This is a genomic window from Halobellus rufus, from assembly GCF_000739575.1.
GTDB classification, from domain to species: domain Archaea; phylum Halobacteriota; class Halobacteria; order Halobacteriales; family Haloferacaceae; genus Haloquadratum; species Haloquadratum rufum.
Genome location: NZ_BBJO01000047.1, coordinates 59147 through 74680 on the forward strand (window position 1 = coordinate 59147; position 15534 = coordinate 74680).

Below are 15534 nucleotides of genomic sequence, written 5' to 3' on the forward strand. Positions count from 1 at the left end.
CGTGGCGACTGTCGGACGCGCTGCGCCACACTTCCCCCTCCGGCACCTTGAAACGCCTCGCGTCCGAACGAAGGACGATGAGCGTCCAGACAGATCGGCTCGAAGAACTCGGTCGAGAACTCGGCGAGGCGATCGCCGAGACCCCCGAGTACGAGGCGTTCGAGGAGACGAAAGCGGCCGTCGAGGCCGACGACGACGTCCAAGAACAGATCGCGGAGTTCAACGAGCGGCGCGATCACTTCATGCACGCCCGACAGATGGGCAATGCCACCGAGGAGAACCTCCAGCGGGTCCAAGAGGCCCAGGAGGAACTGCACTCGATGCCGAAGATGGCGGCGTATCTCGACGCCCAAGAAGAGCTCACAGAGCGCCTCGAAGCGGTCAACGAGGCGATATCCGACCCGCTCGCGGTCGACTTCGGCGGCGAGGCCGGCGGCTGCTGTCACGACTGACTGTCGAGGCCGTTTCTGCGACCGATCGCGACCCGTCTCCCGGGCGAGCGTTCAAATACCATCACGGTACCACGAGCGGTATGCTCGCGATCGCCGGCGGAAAGGGAGGCAGCGGGAAGACGACCACGACGCTCGGGCTCGCCCGCGCCATCGACGCGCCGAGCGTCGCGGTCGACGCCGACTGCGACCTCCCCAACCTCCACGCGCTCGCGGGCGTCCCCCGCGACGCGCCGCCCGACGGACTCGGACACCTCGATCCGGGGGCCGCCCGCGACGACACGCGGATCGTCCCGGCCCCGCGGGACGCGCCCGACGGGATCGGGAGTCGGCTCCGCCGCCTCCGAGCGCGGGAGCGCGGCGAGGACGACTCACCGACTGCCGCCGCGGAAGCGATCGCTCGCTCGGCGACGGCCGAGTACACCGCAGTGGCCAGCCGCAACGGGGGGTCCGGTGGCGATGCGGCATCCGACCGCGACCCGGTCGGGACTGTCCTCGTCGACTGCCCGGCGGGCGCGGGCCCGGACGCGACCGTGCCGCTGCGCGTCGCCGACGCCGTACTCGTGGTGGCGACACCGTGCGTCGCGGCGCTTCGTGACGCCGCCAAGACCGCGGCGATGGCGCGCGCGGTCGGAACGCCGGTGATCGGCGGCGTCCTCACGCGGGCGCGGTTCGCCCCGCCGGGCATCGAAGACCTCCTGGGGTGTCCGGTCCGCGGAACTGTCCCCGACGCGCCCGACCCGCTCGCCGACGAGCGCGTCAGACGCGCGTACGACGATATCGCGGCGGCGCTGTTCGATCGGCCGAAAGGCTAAGCCGATCCGCTTCGTAGGCGTCGCCGTGGCAGGGAGACTCTCGACTGGCGTCAGCATCCTCGATCGCCAACTCGACGGCGGGATCCCGCCGGGGAGCATCGTGCTCCTCGCGGCGGACCCCGCCAGCCAGTCCGAGCTGTTTCTCTACGAACTGACCGCGGTCCGCGCGTCGCTGTATCTCACGACGATCCGCTCGGATCAGGCGGTCCGCGACGCGATCGACCGGATCCCGGGGCACGTCGGCGATCCGACGGTCAGAGACGTCGGCGGCAACGCCCCGCTGGACACGGCGAACCGGTTCGTCCGCGACCTCCCGGAGGGCGCGAACCTGATCATCGACGTCGTCGACGTCTTAGAGGAGACCGAGCCCGCGCGGTACCGACAGTTCCTGAACGAACTGCAGACGCACATGGTCAACACCGGCGGACTGGCGGTGCTCCACGGGATGAAGAGCGGCGGCGAGCCGCGGAATCGGGGTTATACGAAACACATGTCCGACGTCGTCTTCGATCTCAACACGCAGATCAAGGGCTCCGACATCGAGAACCGGCTGGCGGTGCCGAAGTTCCGCGGCGCGCACCCACCGGAGGAGACGATCAAGCTTCGGCTGGGCGAGCGCGTCACCGTCGACACGAGCCGCGACATCGCGTGACTGTCGCGTCGGGGTGAACGAGCGCCGAACCTCAGGCGACGACGCCGAAGTACAGCAGCGTCGCGAGGGTGACGGCGACCGTCAGCAGCGACCAGTTCCGCGGCGTGTCGAGCCCCCCGAGCGGGAGCCGCTTGGTGAAAAGCGAGACGAAGTACGGGCCGAGCGGTAGCAGTCGCCAGACGAGCGGTACCTCCCGGCCGAGACCGTACTGCAACAGCAGCGTGAGCCCCACGGTACACGCGGCAGCGACGGCCGCGACCCGCAGGTCGTCGGTGCCGGGGAGTTCGGCCTCGGGGCCGGCGTTCGGCTCGGTCTCGTCGTCGGGGGAGTGCTCGGACATTCTGATTCCTGTCTACGCTCTCCGCGGTGGCGGCCACCGGCCGCTGTTCGGTGGCGAGGGCGAAGAAGTCGGAACGGGCGTCGTCGGGGGGCGCGTCGTTCGGTCGTTGACGGCGCTACTCTTCGAGGTCGGCGTCGAGTTCGTCGGCGAGTTCGTCGGCGTCGACGTCGACGTCCTCGACGGCCTCCTCGAGGTCCGCGGCGTCGAGACCGCCCGCGCCGCCGCCCATCATCCCGCCCATACCGCCCATCATCCCGCCCATCCCCTCGATGGTCTCTTGGACGATGACGCGGTCGAGTTCGAGGCGGTCCATCACGTCCTGGGCGATCTGCTGTTTCGAGAACATCCACTGCTGGTTCATCGTCATCTGCGGGGTGGCCTCGATGTACAGCGTCTCCTTCTCGACCTCGACGGTCTCGAACTCGGGCTCTTCTTCGTCGTCCTCGTCGGCGTCCTCGTCAGCCTCGTCGTCCTCGACGAGCTGCTCTTCCTCGACGGTGTCCGTCTGGATCCAGACCTCGGGGGCCTGCTGGAGGTACATCTCCAGCATACTGGCGGCCTGCTCCTCGCGGTCGTCGACGAGTTCGAGGACCTCGTACTCGTATTCGAGGTCTTCACCCGCGAGCGGGTGGTTGAAGTCGACGCGGGCGCGTCCGCTGACGATCGTCACGATCCGGCCCTGATCGCCGTCGATCTGGACCTGCGCGCCGGGGTAGCGCTGGTCCTCGTCGATCTTGTTGGCGCTGACGGTCCGGACCTGGTCGTCGTCGTACTCGCCGAAGGCCTCGTCGGCGGCGATCTCGACCGTGCCGCTGTCGCCGACTTCGGAGCCGAGGAGCGCGTCGTCGACGCTCTCGAAGACGTGGCCGGCACCGACGACGATGACGCGAGGTTCGAACTCGTACTCGTCGGTGTCGATCTCGGCCTCTTCGGCCGTTTCGAGGTCGGTCGTGTCGACGACGGTGCCGTCGTCTGCGGTCCGGAGCGTGTAAGCGAGGCGGACGAAGTCGCCGTCCTGAATGCCGTCGGCGACCTCTTCCGCGTCGGCGTCTGCCTGTGATTCGGCGGCGTCCGCCTGCTGATCGTCACTCATACGCTGACAATCTCCCGTGCGACCCTTAAGAATCACGTTTCGCCCCGGCGACGCTCGCGACCGCCGCGAGCGCGTTTCGGCCACCCAGCGGTCCGAAGCGGTCGGTTTTTGCCGCGCGGCCGACATCAACGCGCTATGTTCGAAGTCGAGGTCAAACTCCGCGCTCCCCACGACGCCGTCAGGGACGCACTCGACGCCGCGGGCGCGGAACCCCGCGGACGACTCGTTCAGACTGACACGTACTACGACGCGCCCCACCGCGACTTCGCCGAAACCGACGAGGCGCTGCGGATCCGTGAAGAACGCCCCGACGGGGATCCGCCGGCTGCGAACGCGCCCGACGAGGATGAGGCGACGAAGCTCACCTACAAGGGGCCGCTCGTCGAGGAGGCCTCGAAGACGCGCGAGGAGCACGAGACGGCCGTGGGAGACGGCGACACCGCCGACGAGATCCTCGACGGCCTCGGGTTCGAACCGGCGGCCGTCGTCGAGAAAGAGCGGACGTTCTTCGACCTGGACGGGTACACGGTCACACTCGACCGCGTGGCGGGGCTCGGCGAGTTCGTCGAGGTCGAAGCCGAGGCCGAGGACGACGCCGACGTCCAGCGCGTGCGAGAGGGCGTCTTCGACGTCGTCCGACGACTGGGCCTCGACCCCGACGACCAGATCCGGACGTCGTACCTCGGATTGCTTCTCGCGGGCGACGAGTGAGCGATCGCGTTCAGTCTCATATCTATAGGTAATATTACTGTGCGCAAACTTTTCCGCAAGTTATAGAACGACCCGGAGAGAAGCGTTCGGCAATGACCGAACGGAACATCGCCATCGAGGCCGCGGACCGATCTGCAGTCGAGGATCAGGGGGTCGAAATCGTCGAACGGAAGGGGATCGGACACCCCGATTCGATCTGCGACGGGATCGCCGAAGCCGTCTCGCGGGCGCTCTCACAGCTCTATCTCGACCGCGTCGGCAAGGTGCTCCACTACAACACCGACGAGACCCAACTCGTCGCGGGCGAGTCCGCGCCGACGTACGGCGGCGGCGAGATCGTCGAGCCGATCTACGTCCTCATCGTCGGCCGCGCGACGCGGGAGTACGACGGCAAGCGGCTCCCGGTCGACGCCACGGCCATCGCGGCCGCCCGCGAGTACCTCAACGAGAACATCCCGGAGCTGGAAGTCGGCACCGACATCGTCGTCGACACGCGGATCGGGGAGGGCTCCGGCGACCTCCAGGACGTCTTCGGCGAGGACGACGTGGAGGTCCCGATGTCGAACGACACCTCCTACGGCGTCGGCCACGCGCCGCTGACCGAGACCGAGGAGATCGTCCTGACGGTCGAGCGTCGGCTCAACGGCCCCTACGCCGCCGACAACCCGGAGCTCGGCCCCGACGTGAAGGTGATGGGCAAGCGCGAGGGCGACGAGATCGACATCACCGTCGCCGCCGCGATGGTCGACGCGTACATCGAGGACTTGGACGAGTACGACGACGCGGTCGAGCGCGTCCGCGGGTACGTGACAGACGTCGCCCGAGAACTGACCGACCGCGACGTCTCCGTCGAGGTCAACACCGCCGACGACTACGACGCGGGATCGATCTACCTCACCGTCACGGGCACCAGCGCGGAGATGGGCGACGACGGCTCCGTCGGCCGCGGCAACCGCGCGAACGGCCTCATCACGCCGAACCGCCCGATGAGTATGGAGGCGACCTCCGGGAAGAACCCGGTCAACCACATCGGCAAGATCTACAACCTCCTGTCGACCGACATCGCCGAGAGCGTCGTCGCCGACGTCGACGGCATCCGCGACCTCCAGATCCGCCTGCTCTCGCAGATCGGCCGCCCGATCGACCAGCCGCACGTCGCCGACGCGAAGGTGGTCACCGAGGCTGGCGTCGACCTCGCGGACATCGAACCCGAGGTGCGCGCGCGCATCGACGAGCGCCTCGCGAACGTCACGGACGTCACCCGCCGCGTCATCGAGGGCGAGCTTTCGACGTTCTGAAGCCCCTCGCGCAGAAACCAGCACTGTGAACGCGACGAACGCCTCGGATTCTGACGGCCCGGCGGATCCGACCAATGCCGTCCTCGCGGGCCACGGCGACTTCGGGACCAAGAGCAGCGGCGTCCGCTCGAAGATGGCAGAGCGCCTCGCGCGCGACGTGGAGGCCGCGCTCGACGACGCCGGCATCGACGCGACCGTCGAGCGCCCGTGGTCGCGGCTCGTGATCCGTACGGACCGCCCCGAGGCGTCCGCGCGCGTCGCCGCGACGCTGCCGGGGATCGCCTTCGCCCGGCCCGTCGTCGCGGTCGATCCCCGACTCGAAGCTATTCTGGCGGCGACGCGCCGACTCGCCGGAGACGCCGCGCACCCCGAGACGGCGACCTACGCCGTCGACGCCGACCGGGTCGGTCCGTCGAGCGCCCACGACTTCTCGACGCGGGACCTCCACGTCGAGGGCGGCCGTGTCGTCGGCGAGGTCACGGGCGCGGCGGTCGACCTCGACGACCCGGACGTCACCTACCGGATCGAAGCCCGCGAGGACGAGGCGTTCGTCTCCGTCCGTCGGTTCGAGGGGCCGGTCGGCCTCCCGGTCGGCACGCAGGGACGCGTGGCCGTGCTCGTCAGCGGCGGCCTCGACTCGCCGGTCGCGATGTGGCGACTCCTCCGGCGCGGCTGCGTGACCGTCCCGGTCTACGTCGATCTCGGCGAGTACGGCGGTGCAGACCACCGGGCCCGCGCGCTCGAAGTGTGTCGCACGGTCGCCGAGCGCGCGCCGCGAGCGGACCTCCGCCCACGCGTCGTCGACGGCGGGGCGTTCGTCGAGCGCGTGGTCGAAGCGACGGACAACACGCGGATGCTGTCGCTCCGGCGGGCGATGCTCGCCGCGGCAGAGGGCGTCGCCGAGACGGTCGGCGCGCACAGCGTCGCGACGGGCGAGGCGCTGGGGCAGAAGTCGAGTCAGACCGGCGCGAACCTCGCGGTGACCGACGCTGCCGTCTCTCGTCCGGTCCACCGCCGCTGCTGACGGTCGACAAGTCCGACATCGTCGCGAGCGCGAGGGAACTCGGGACGTACACGGACGCGACGCTCCCCGTCGGTTGCGACCGCGTGTCGCCCCCGCATCCGGAGACGAACGCGACGCTGAGCGACGTGCGGGCGCGGGAGCCGGAGGGAGTACTCGAACTCGCCCGCGAGGCGGGTCGTGACGCCGAGATCGTCGCCGGTGAGTGAGGTACTTCCCGGCGACCGTACGGCGTGCGAACAGACCACACAAAATGTGTGCGTGTGTGTTTCAATCTCCCGCGTACCTTCATTATCGTTCGCGTTTCTGCGTGAAAATCCGGGCAAAAATGGGTTTACATAGCCAGAGCACGTACGATCTGTCAATGTCAAAATCGTGCAGTCCCTCCCCTCCGACGTCGGACGCGGAGTGGACCGTGAGGCAGGTCTCGCCGGTCAGCAACTGGGAGTCGGCCCGCGAGACGTGTCCGACCTGTGGCGACGACGTCGACCTCCTGGAGGCGCACTACCAGGTCGAACTGGACCGGGAGCGACCGCGCTCGGAGGGCGAGAAGCTGACCCACGAGCGCCGCCTCTTGGCGTTTTGCGACGCCGATTGCGCTGACGCGTGGCTCGACGAGCGGGACGACCGCTGAACGCGATCCTGGACCGCTCGCGTCGCTATCGCACCTAGCCCGCACCGGAACCGATTTATCGTCTCCTCGGCAACCGCCGGACAGCCCCGCGCCACCGCGCGGTCGACAACGATGATCGCTCTCTGTTCGCCCACCGCGCACGCACCGAACCGCAATCGACCTCGCCACCGCGCGTGCGCTCTACACCAGTGACCCGAGTCTGCTTCGTCGGTTCCGAGGACGTCGACGTCCAGTACGAACTGCTCTCGCGGGAGACGTCCAGAGAGGCGCTGTCGACGTACGACCGCTACGCCCCGTTCGAGAACTCGCTGGCTGTCGACACCGTGAGCCTCGGCGCGGCCGTCTCGCTGTGTAACGATCTGAACTGGTACCTCGTCCGCTTCGTCGACGCAGCGCTCGTCCGCGAGCCGAGCATCGCGACCGACGAGTGGCTGAGCCGCTCGCTCGCGACCGCGATCCGCGACGGCGACGTCCGATCGCAAGAGACGGGCGAGCGCCTCGCGGTGTACGGGCTCGAAGACGGTCGGCTGGTCGAACCGATGTACGTGACCCGCCGCTCCGACGGGACGGTTCCGGACTACGACCTCCGGCCCGTCGAGGAGACGGTCGCCGTCCGCGTGACCGCCGAGGAGTTCGACGCAGCGTGAGCTTCGGGGAGCGTCCTACGAACAATTAAGACGGACGCTCACAATCACCCGAGTATGGACGACACCCCCCAGAAGATCACGACGCTCGTGGGCCGCGAGGTGTACTCCAACGAGGGCGTCTTCGTCGGAGAAGTCGCCGATCTCAGGTTGGACCTCACCGAGCGACAGGCCGTGACCGGTCTCGCGCTCACGCAGCTCAACGACGAACTGTTCTCCGACGTCGTCGGCGGGAAGCGCGGCGTCATTCTGCCGTACCGCTGGGTCCGATCCGTCGGCGACGTCATCCTCGTCAACGACGTCACCCTCCACGACGTCATCGAGCAACTGACGCGGCCGAACGGCGAGGACGAGGACTCCGTCGTCGCCTAGCCCGGAGAACGGAATTCGGTCGTCCGGCGACCAACAGTCCTTTGCGGACCGAGACAGTACCGGGAGGTATGTCTGAGGAACCAGACGACGCCGCCGAGAACGAGGCCGACGAATCGCCCGCCGAGGACGCCGACAGCGAGGAGAAATCGTTCCGCGAGCGCGTCGAAGAGATCCGCGAGCGACGCGCCGAGGAGCGAGAGGAGGGCGAGCGCCCCGACCCCGAGGAGATGATGGGCGGGGGCGGCGGCCCCGGCGGAATGGGCGGTGGCGGCGGCAACCCGTTCGCACAGATGATGAGCGGAATGATGGGCGGAGGCGGCCCCGGCGGGATGGGCGGCGGCCCGCCCGGAATGGGTGGCGGCCCCGGCGGTCGCGAGGAGGAGAGCTCCGCGGGCAACGAGGAACTCGTCCGCGAGGTCCGACAGCTCCGCGACGAGGTTCGCGACGCGACCCGTCAGCTTCAGCGCATCGCGCAGGCCGTCGAAGACCTCGACGACTGACCGACCGACCGGTCGGCCGGTCGCGCACCGACGCGGATCGACTTCGACTACTTCTTCCCGTTTTCGTCGATGACCCGCCCGTAGAGGTCGGCGAGTTGATCGACCGCGTGATCGACGCTCAGCGAGTCGCGACGGTCGAGACAGGAACGCGCGAGTGAGTCCCGCTCGTCGAGGACGCGCTCGATCGCGCGTCGGCAGCCCGCCACGTCGCCGTGGTCGTAGTGGTAGCCGGTGACGCCGTCTTCGACCGTGTTCGAGAGCGCTCCCGCGTCGACGGCGACGACGGGAGTACCGCACGCGTTGGATTCGAGCGCGACGAGCCCCTGCGTCTCGACCGGGCTGGGGAAGACGAAGGCGTCCAGAAGCGAGTAGAAGGCGGGCAGTTCCTCGCGTGGGAGAAAGCCGAGGAAGCGCGCGTCGACGTCGAGGTCGGCGGCGAGCGATTCGAGGTCCTCGCGGGCGGGGCCGTCCCCGCCGACGACGACCGTGGCGTCGAGTCCGGCGGCCGCCCGCAGGAACTCGGAGAGGTTCTTCTCGTAGCCGTGGCGGCCGGTGTAGCCGACGAGCGGGCCGGCCGGGAGGTCGTAGCGCTCGCGGAACGGTTCGGGATCGGTCGGCGCGAAGAAGTCGACGTCGACGCCGTTCGAGAGGACCTCCACCGGCGTGTCGGGGTCCACGGCCTCGCGGACGCGGTCGCCGGCGTCCTCGCTCGGGCAGATCACCGCGTCCGAGCGGGAGAGGAACCACCGCTCGTAGCGCTCGGCCAGCCGTTCGATGCCGTCTTCGATACGCGGCCGGGACGTGAGGTAGTCGGCGTACTCCGCGGTCGGCGTGTGATACGACGTCACGAGCGGGAGGTCCTTGCGGCGGGCCAGTCGGACGCCGCCGAGGCCGACCGCGAAGGGCGTGTGCGCGTGAACGATCTCGACGTCCTCGGCGGCGGCGGGTATCCGCGGCGTTCCGAGCCTGAAGCCTCGTACATCGGGAACGGAAGGCTCCTGACGGGGTACTCGTCGGGACCCGGTTCGTACTCGTCACAGCCCGGGTAGACGACGCGCATCGTCCCGCCGCGGTCGCGCCAGCGGTCGCGCCACGTCTGGATCGTGTAGGAGACGCCGTTGACCGTCGGCAGGTAGGTGTCGGTGAACGCGGCGACCGAGACTGGTGCCATCGGCGGCGATTCACGTAGCCGGGGTTAAATCGTTGCGAATCGGTCGTCGACGATAGCGGGTGGAATACAGCCGCTTCGAGGCCGCTCGCCCGTGCCGACGCGCGATCACGCCTCGACTGCGACCGGCCGCCCCTCGCGCTTGGCGTCTCGGACCTCCCGGTAGGTCGCCGCGAGGCGCTCGCCGACGCGGTCGAGGCTGTGCTCCATCGCGGTCTCGCGGGCGTTCGCCCCGAGCCGTTCCCGGAGCGCGTCGTCCTCGGCGAGGCGCTCGACCGCCTCGCGGAACTCCGCTTCCGTCTCGCACTTGAGGCAGTCGTGGCCGTCGGTGTAGAACTCCTCGAACACCGGGATGTCCCGGAGGACCACGCTTTGCCGCAGGCCATCGCTTCGAGGACCGCGATGCCCTGATTCTCGTTTTTCGTCGGGAAGAGGTAGACGTCGCCCGCGCCGTACGCGCCGCGGATGTCGTCGATCCAGCCGGTGAAGGTGACGTTCTCCGGCGGGTTCGAGGTCCACTTCCGGACGGCCTTCGAGGCGTGCGGGCCGGTGTCGTAGGGGCCGAACCACGCGAAGTCGTACGGCGTCGACTCGGCGACGCGACAGAACGTCGAGAGCCCCTTCCGCTCGAAGACGTTGCCGACGAGGAAGACGACCGTGCCCGACAGGTCGTAGCGCTCGCGGTACTCCTCGCGTAAGTCCTCGAAGCCGTCGAGCGCGTCGACGTCGACGCCGTTCGTCATCGGTCGGATCGGCGCGTCGACTGGGTACGATTCGAGCACGCGCTTGGTGTACTCGGAGGGACAGAGCACGAGGTCCGCCTGCGAGTAGAACCACTTGAGGTAGCGCCCCAGCGCGGGCGCGACCGTCGTCGACCCGCGGAACGACTCGGCGAAGTCCTCGCGCGTGACGTGCGTGTGGAGAATCAGCGGAATGTCGTTGCGCCGGGCGTGCCGCGCGACCGCGAGCGACCCGGGGCCCACGAGGTTGCAGTGGGCGACGTCGTACTCGCGGAAGAGCCCCTCGCCCGTCGCGACCGATCGGACGCCGGAGAGCGGGCTTCCCCCGCGCCACGGCGAGGTGACGACGTCGACGTCGGTCCGGGCGAGAGCGGCCCGCTGTTGGTCCGTCGCGGTCCCGATGCCGCTTCGCTCCAGCCGGGATTCCAGTTCGAGGTAGTTGAGCGCGCGGAGAGCCACGTCGTAGGCGGTTCCCGACGCGCCTATTTATATCTGCGACTCTCGCCGTCGCTGGCCTGTGTCGTCGTCGCCGGGTCGCGTCGTGGTGGGGAACCCGCCCCGTCGCCCGCGTCACCGCCCGCCGAGATGAACGGACGCCCCGCCCGGTTCCCTCGGGCTTACCGCCGTCCGCCCGACGGGGGCACCAGCAGAACGTTGTTGTTGCCGCGGGCGACGACCGACTCGGAGGTGCTGCCGAGCAGCAGTCTCCGGAGGCGACTCCGCCCGCGCGTGCCGAGCAGCGTCGTCGTCGCGCCGACGCGCGTCTCCTCCGCGAGAATCTCCTCGACCGGGTTGCCCTCGCGCACGTTGACCCCGGCCTCGATTCCGAGTTTCTCTTCGACCTCGTCGGCGAGGGCGTTCAATCGCGACTCGGGGTCGTCGACGGCGGCCGGCGCGTTCTCTTTTTGCACGTGTAAGAGGTCCACGGACTGCGTCGCGCCCTTCAGCATCGGGAGGAAGTCGAACGCCTCTCGGGCGTTCTCCGAGAAATCAGTCGGGAACAGCACGTGCTGGAAGAGGTGCTCCTTCACGACGGCCTTCTCCGAGTCCGGCGGCGCGATCCGCTCGACCAACAGCGGCCGCGTGGCCGTCCGCGAGACGTTTCGGGCCGTACTCCCGATGAACCGGTTTTCGAGCGGACTCCGCCCGCGCGATCCGATCACGATCATGTCCGCGTCGAGTCGGTCGGCGAAGCCGTTGATGCGGCGATGCGGCGTGCCGCGGGCGACGTGCGTCTCGACGTTGAACCCGGCCGACTCGAAGACCTTCCGCGGGGAGTCCAGGGACTTGCGGATGTCCTTCGCCGTGTCCATCCCGGGGAGCCCGCTGGAGACGGTGTCGGGGACGACCGTCACGAGGTGGACCTCCGTGATGCCGATGTTGCCGAGGCAGTCCAAGCACGTCCGAGAGCGGATCGCCGCCTCGTTCGCGTCCGAGAGGTCTGTAGCGAATACGATGCGCATACTCGCACTTCGTTCTCTACGAACTAATATTGTGCGGATCGTACAATAATAATCGCCGTCTTACGGATCTCAGCGGGGAGACCGCGAACGACTCGGAACGCCTTTGTCCGCCCGGTGACGTCTCCGGGTATGGGCATTCCGGCGGAGCGAATCGAGCGACTGCACGACCTCGCTCGGGAGGCGACCGCCGAGGGCGACGTCGACCGCGGGCGCGAGTACGTCCGCCTCGCCCGACGGGTCAGCGAGCGGAACCGCGTCCGGCTCCCGCGGCGGTTCCGCCGGTTCACGTGCGACGAGTGCGACGCGTACCTCCGCCCGGGATCGACCGCACGCGTCCGCCTGCAGTCCGGACACGTCGTGGTCAGATGTCGCTGCTGCGGCGCGACGAAGCGGTATCCGTACGAGTAGGCGCTCGCGGTCCTCGGCGCGCTCTGACTGTCGAGAGTCTTAAGCTTCAAACCGTATGCCTCCGTAGCGATGGCGTATGTCGGACCACGAGCTGCGGAAAGCGGCCCACGACCTCGACGTCACGGTCTGGGTGGGAAAGGGGGGCATCGACCCGGTCGTCGACGAGGCGTCCGACCAGTTGAAAGAGCGCGACCTGATCAAAGTCAAGTTCCTGCGCGCCGCTCGCGCCGGAACGAGCGTGGAGGCGCTCACCGAGGAACTCGCCGAGCGAACCAACGCGACGGTGATCGAGACCCGCGGTAACACGGGGGTTCTGCACCGATGAGCGGCGGGGCACTCCTGCAGGCGGGCATCGGGCTGAACGACACGATCGCCCGCTTCCTCGGCGGGTTCGGCCTCCCGGACGCGGCCGCGAGCCTGCTCGGGCAGGCGATCGCGTTCCTCGTCGTGTTCGCGGTCGTGTTCGTCCTCGGCCGGAGCCTGCTGCTCCCGCTCGCGACGCGGATGATGGACTCGAAGGGGCTCGAAACGCACGCCCAGAAGCCGCTCCGTCGACTGCTCGTCGTGGTCGTCGGCTTCGTCGGCGTCACGGCCGCCTTCGGCGCGGCGGGTTACCCCAACTTCCTCCAGTCGCTCGCGACGATCGCCGCCGCGGCCACGCTGGCTATCGGCTTCGCGATGCAGGACGTCCTGAAGAACTTCGTCGCCGGGATCTTCATCTACACCGACAAGCCGTTCAAGATCGGCGAGTGGATCCAGTGGGACGGCAACTCCGGCATCGTCGAGGACATCAGCTTCCGCGTCACGCGCGTCCGGACGTTCGACAACGAACTGCTGACGGTCCCGAACTCCGCGCTGACCGACGGCGTCATCAAGAACCCCGTCGCGAAGGACAAACTCCGCCTGCAGGTGCCCTTCGGCATCGGCTACGACGACGACGTCGAGAAGGCGACCGAGATCATCGTCGAGGAGGCGGAGGCCCGAGACGACATCCTCGAGGACCCCGCGCCGTCGGTCCGGCTCACCGAACTGGGCGACTCCTCGGTGACGCTCACCTCCCGGATCTGGATCGACGATCCCAACCGCGCGGACTTCGTGAAGACCCGCGGCGAGTACGTCACGACCGTCAAGCAGCGCTTCGACGAGGAGGGAATCGACATCCCGTACCCGAACCGCACGCTCGGCGGGGAACTCACCGTCGCCGGCCTCGAAGAGGTCACGCCGGCGGACGACTGATCGCTCCCGACCTCGACCCGTCGCTTACAGTTCGATCCGCTCGACCAACTGGTCCTCAGACCTCGTGTTGACCGCGACGATGCGTACGTGGTCTTCGAGCCCCGAGTCCGCCAGTTTCGCCTTGAGGAGGTTGTCGACCTGATAGACGCCCGCGGCGTTCACCATCTCGATCTCGACGAGGACGGGCTTTTCCTCGCCCGCGCGCAGCGAGACGTTCTCGATCGCCTGACTGGAGAGGGTGTTGATGCCGCGGCCGCCCTTCTCGTAGGGGATGCGCGACCGGCCGCGCTCCATATCGAGGGCGTCGGCGACGCGGATGATCCCCGCCTCCGTCGTCAGCGGGTCCTCCTCGGTGTGGTGACAGAGGATCGCGTGTAAGACCTCGGCCTTCAGGCGCACGGCCGACTGGGTGTCATAAAAGCCCAACTGCGGGATGAGCCGATCGAGGAGGTCGGCCGCGAGCGGGATCGAGTAGTAGACGTGCTCGTCGCGGTGGACGACGTGGCCGATGTCGTGCAGCGTGGCCGCGAGGGCGATGATGACCGCCTCGTCGGCCTCCTCGAGGCCCTGATCGGCCGCGCCGTTGCACTCGACGCCGCCGGCTTTCAGGAGGTCGTACAGGCAGAGCGCGCGGTTGCGGACGATCTCGATGTGCTTCGCGCCGTGGTCGTTGTAGCCCTTTCGCGCCACGGCGTTGACGTTCTGTGCTTCGAGGTACGTCGTGATCTCGGGGTCGTCGAGGACCTCGTCGAGAACTGAGTTGAGCCGCTCGTCCGGGAAGTTGTGCTCGGCGTCGGGGTCGTACTCGCGGCCCCCGTTTCCGATCGAATCAGTCATCACTCCGGGTACTCCGGCGACGGCAAAGTATCTGCGGGAGCATCCCGAGAGATCTGTTCGCGGGCCCGAGCGCTACTGCGCGTCCTGGGTCGTCGCGCCGATCTCGGCGGACGTCGCGTCTTCGGCGGCGGCGGCGACCTCGTCGTAGTCGGGCTCGACTCCGGGGTCGTCGCTCACCCACGCGTAGGTGATCGTCCCGCCGCCGTCGACGACGAACACAGCGCGCTTCGCCAGGTTGTAGACGCCGAGGTCCGCGAAGTCCATCGAGACGTCGTAGGCGTCGACGATCTCGCGGTTGCTGTCGCTCACGAGACCGAAGTTGAGGTCGTTCTGCGCGCGGAACTCGTTGAGCGTGAACGGCGTGTCGATGCTGACGCCGTAGACCGTCGCGCCGACGTCCTCGAAGTTGGCCAGCTGATCGCGGAAGGTGCACATCTCGGTCGTGCACGTGCCCGTGAACGCCGCCGGGAAGAACGCGAGCACGACCGGATCGCCGCCGAGTTCCTCCGAGAGCGTGATCGATTCGACGTCGCCGTTCGCGAGCGGTGCGGTGAAGTCCGGTGCGTCGTCGCCGACTGAGACCATAGGCCGCGTTCGGGACGCCTCGCGGTTGAATGTTCCTGTCTTTGCTTGCGATTCGCCGTCGACTGCCGGGTTTTGCCGGGCTGGCCGAGCAAAAAGCCTATAATTACCACTGGGTTAGAATCTGGTAGCGATGTACGGAACTATCACCCCACTGTTCCCGGGGCTGCCGGGTGGGCCGGAAGTGCTCGTCGTCCTGCTCATACTGGTGCTGCTGTTCGGTGCCAACAAGATCCCGAAACTAGCTCGCTCGACGGGGCAGGCGATGGGCGAGTTCAGGCGCGGCCGCGAGGAAATCGAAGAGGAGCTTAGCCAGATGGACAACGACGACGAGGAGGACGAGGAAACGACGACGTCGACGGAGTCGACTTCGACGGAGAAGTCGACCGAGACGAACTGACGCGCTTCCCACCCGGTCCTTTTCGCGAACCCACATCTGTTTTAAGCGACCGCTACGCTACTCGGCAGTGGGACGTGTGGCCTAGTGGACCAGGGCGAGGGGTTCCTAACCCCTAGATCGCGGGTTCGAATCCCGCCACGTCCGTTCAGCCTTCGGCTTCACGGACGCGGC

General features: G+C 68.2%; 18 protein-coding genes, 1 tRNA gene and 3 pseudogenes. 15 read left to right on the forward strand and 7 right to left on the reverse strand.

The features are described from left to right. The first annotated feature begins 77 nt into the window (after positions 1-77). From ACP99_RS16530 to ACP99_RS16540, 3 genes are all read left to right on the forward strand, one after another. Complete coding sequence (locus ACP99_RS16530; protein ID WP_049987652.1) at positions 78-452, forward strand: YlbF family regulator; 375 nt, start codon at positions 78-80, stop codon at positions 450-452. A gap of 80 nt (positions 453-532) precedes the next feature. Next, on the forward strand, positions 533-1264 hold the full coding sequence (locus ACP99_RS16535; protein ID WP_049987653.1) for a nucleotide-binding protein: 732 nt from the start codon (positions 533-535) through the stop codon (positions 1262-1264). Positions 1265-1289: 25 nt separating this feature from the next. Beyond that, positions 1290-1916 carry an RAD55 family ATPase gene (locus tag ACP99_RS16540; protein ID WP_049987654.1) on the forward strand — a complete coding sequence of 209 codons (627 nt, stop codon included), beginning with the start codon at positions 1290-1292 and terminating at the stop codon, positions 1914-1916. Positions 1917-1947: 31 nt separating this feature from the next. Here ACP99_RS16540 and ACP99_RS16545 read toward each other — a convergent pair whose 3' ends face one another. Both ACP99_RS16545 and ACP99_RS16550 read right to left on the reverse strand, forming a co-directional pair. Next, positions 1948-2256 (reverse strand): hypothetical protein, encoded by a 309-nt coding sequence (locus ACP99_RS16545; RefSeq protein WP_231554325.1) that lies wholly within the window; start codon positions 2254-2256, stop codon positions 1948-1950. A 115-nt stretch (positions 2257-2371) separates the two neighbouring features. Beyond that, on the reverse strand, positions 2372-3349 hold the full coding sequence (locus ACP99_RS16550) for an FKBP-type peptidyl-prolyl cis-trans isomerase (RefSeq protein ID WP_049987655.1): 978 nt from the start codon (positions 3347-3349) through the stop codon (positions 2372-2374). 135 nt (positions 3350-3484) lie between these two features. Between ACP99_RS16550 and cyaB the strand changes: the two genes are divergently transcribed. The 7 genes and pseudogenes from cyaB to ACP99_RS16585 all read left to right on the forward strand — a co-directional run bounded on the left by cyaB (position 3485) and on the right by ACP99_RS16585 (position 8529). Beyond that, a complete protein-coding gene (cyaB, locus tag ACP99_RS16555) occupies positions 3485-4060 on the forward strand; it encodes a class IV adenylate cyclase (protein ID WP_049987656.1) in 576 nt (191 codons plus the stop codon). A gap of 92 nt (positions 4061-4152) precedes the next feature. Then, the gene (locus ACP99_RS16560) at positions 4153-5358 is read left to right on the forward strand and encodes a methionine adenosyltransferase (RefSeq protein WP_049987657.1); all 1206 of its coding nucleotides are present in this window, start codon (positions 4153-4155) and stop codon (positions 5356-5358) included. Positions 5359-5383: 25 nt separating this feature from the next. Further along, positions 5384-6588: pseudogene (locus ACP99_RS16565) on the forward strand (tRNA sulfurtransferase). Positions 6589-6743: 155 nt separating this feature from the next. Beyond that, positions 6744-7013 (forward strand): hypothetical protein, encoded by a 270-nt coding sequence (locus ACP99_RS16570; protein WP_049987658.1) that lies wholly within the window; start codon positions 6744-6746, stop codon positions 7011-7013. 188 nt (positions 7014-7201) lie between these two features. After that, a complete protein-coding gene (locus ACP99_RS16575; RefSeq protein ID WP_049987659.1) occupies positions 7202-7660 on the forward strand; it encodes a DUF5804 family protein in 459 nt (152 codons plus the stop codon). Between the two features lie 54 nt (positions 7661-7714). Further along, positions 7715-8029 (forward strand): PRC-barrel domain-containing protein, encoded by a 315-nt coding sequence (locus tag ACP99_RS16580; RefSeq protein WP_049987660.1) that lies wholly within the window; start codon positions 7715-7717, stop codon positions 8027-8029. Between the two features lie 68 nt (positions 8030-8097). Further along, positions 8098-8529, forward strand: a complete 432-nt coding sequence (locus ACP99_RS16585; RefSeq protein ID WP_049987661.1) for a hypothetical protein — start codon at positions 8098-8100, stop codon at positions 8527-8529. A gap of 47 nt (positions 8530-8576) precedes the next feature. Here ACP99_RS16585 and ACP99_RS16590 read toward each other — a convergent pair. The 3 genes and pseudogenes from ACP99_RS16590 to ACP99_RS16600 all read right to left on the reverse strand — a co-directional run bounded on the left by ACP99_RS16590 (position 8577) and on the right by ACP99_RS16600 (position 11900). Next, positions 8577-9700 (reverse strand): annotated as a pseudogene (locus tag ACP99_RS16590) (glycosyltransferase). 105 nt (positions 9701-9805) lie between these two features. Continuing rightward, positions 9806-10896, reverse strand: a pseudogene (locus ACP99_RS16595) (glycosyltransferase family 4 protein). 158 nt (positions 10897-11054) lie between these two features. Continuing rightward, positions 11055-11900 carry a universal stress protein gene (locus ACP99_RS16600; protein ID WP_049987662.1) on the reverse strand — a complete coding sequence of 282 codons (846 nt, stop codon included), beginning with the start codon at positions 11898-11900 and terminating at the stop codon, positions 11055-11057. A 129-nt stretch (positions 11901-12029) separates the two neighbouring features. Here ACP99_RS16600 and ACP99_RS16605 point away from each other — a divergent pair, with 129 nt between their 5' ends. The 3 genes from ACP99_RS16605 to ACP99_RS16615 all read left to right on the forward strand — a co-directional run bounded on the left by ACP99_RS16605 (position 12030) and on the right by ACP99_RS16615 (position 13544). Continuing rightward, on the forward strand, positions 12030-12308 hold the full coding sequence (locus tag ACP99_RS16605) for a ribonuclease P protein component 4 (RefSeq protein ID WP_049987663.1): 279 nt from the start codon (positions 12030-12032) through the stop codon (positions 12306-12308). Between the two features lie 76 nt (positions 12309-12384). Further along, positions 12385-12633, forward strand: coding sequence for a YhbY family RNA-binding protein (locus ACP99_RS16610; protein ID WP_049987664.1), 249 nt, complete (start codon positions 12385-12387; stop codon positions 12631-12633). Beyond that, positions 12630-13544, forward strand: a complete 915-nt coding sequence (locus ACP99_RS16615) for a mechanosensitive ion channel family protein (protein ID WP_049987665.1) — start codon at positions 12630-12632, stop codon at positions 13542-13544. The genes ACP99_RS16610 and ACP99_RS16615 overlap by 4 nt, the downstream gene beginning before the upstream one ends. Before the next feature lie 24 nt (positions 13545-13568). Here the strand turns inward: ACP99_RS16615 and ACP99_RS16620 are convergent, their stop codons facing one another. Next, a complete protein-coding gene (locus ACP99_RS16620) occupies positions 13569-14381 on the reverse strand; it encodes an HD domain-containing protein (protein WP_049987666.1) in 813 nt (270 codons plus the stop codon). 72 nt (positions 14382-14453) lie between these two features. Further along, positions 14454-14966 carry a redoxin domain-containing protein gene (locus ACP99_RS16625; protein ID WP_049987667.1) on the reverse strand — a complete coding sequence of 171 codons (513 nt, stop codon included), beginning with the start codon at positions 14964-14966 and terminating at the stop codon, positions 14454-14456. A 130-nt stretch (positions 14967-15096) separates the two neighbouring features. Between ACP99_RS16625 and tatA the strand changes: the two genes are divergently transcribed. Both tatA and ACP99_RS16635 read left to right on the forward strand, forming a co-directional pair. Then, entirely contained in the window at positions 15097-15363 is a 267-nt protein-coding gene (tatA, locus tag ACP99_RS16630; protein ID WP_049987668.1) for a twin-arginine translocase TatA/TatE family subunit, read from the forward strand. A 70-nt stretch (positions 15364-15433) separates the two neighbouring features. Beyond that, positions 15434-15507 (forward strand) — tRNA-Arg (locus ACP99_RS16635). Positions 15508-15534 lie beyond the last annotated feature (27 nt).